The sequence below is a fragment of the Novosphingobium guangzhouense genome (assembly GCF_002896965.1).
In the GTDB taxonomy this organism is placed as follows: Bacteria; Pseudomonadota; Alphaproteobacteria; order Sphingomonadales; family Sphingomonadaceae; genus Novosphingobium; species Novosphingobium guangzhouense.
In genome coordinates, this window is the sequence record NZ_LYMM01000018.1 from 1 (window position 1) to 651 (window position 651).

Consider the following 651-nt stretch of genomic DNA (forward strand, 5'->3'; position numbering starts at 1 on the left):
CCGTCCGCCGCACCATCCCCGTCGGGTACGATCGCACCCTCGGGCAGGCCGCCCACCTCGGGCGGGATATTCCAGACAAGGGCATGAACCAGGGGATGGGGGGCGGGTGCGTCGGGATCTTCGACCAGCAGCGCCAACGATGCCGTCCCCGGTGGGAGAGGACCCCAGCTCAGAGGCGGCGAGATGCCTTCCCCGTCGGCCGTGAACCTGATCGGAAGGCGCTGACCGTCCGCGAATGCAAGGCTCGACAAAGGAAACAGACGCTCACCCATGTCTTCGCGAACAATTGCCAGTTTCGAGTGTCCGGCGCGGACATCCTTGAGCAATTTGCCCAGCCAGGCAGGTACGTGTTCGAGCACTTCGTGATCCTTTTCACACTGCATGAGCCTCTCTGGCTCATCCACGGGTTGCCGCGCGCGGCACTCACACGAGACGCACGGGCCCAGCCCCTCGATCTGCGTAGGCCGTCCGGCCTTGTCCCTGAAGGTAAGCGTCGACGTGAGCCATGAACGCGCTCTTGAAAGCCACCAGATCAACGCTTCGCCAGGAAACGTCGTGCGCTAGGCCCTCGATCCGGCCGATCAGAACGTCTTCGTTTCGGCAATACATGATGGGGGTCGTGAACCCGCGATGGTGCAGGCGATTGGCGGC

General features: G+C 63.7%; 2 protein-coding genes. Both read right to left on the reverse strand.

The features are described 5' to 3' along the window. Positions 1 to 359 (reverse strand): YbhB/YbcL family Raf kinase inhibitor-like protein (locus tag A8V01_RS04940; RefSeq protein ID WP_146037185.1); only part of this gene is annotated, 359 nt, incomplete at its 3' end. A 64-nt stretch (positions 360 to 423) separates the two neighbouring features. Next, the coding region (locus A8V01_RS28895; RefSeq protein ID WP_211294960.1) for a hypothetical protein at positions 424 to 651 on the reverse strand (228 nt) is incomplete at its 5' end.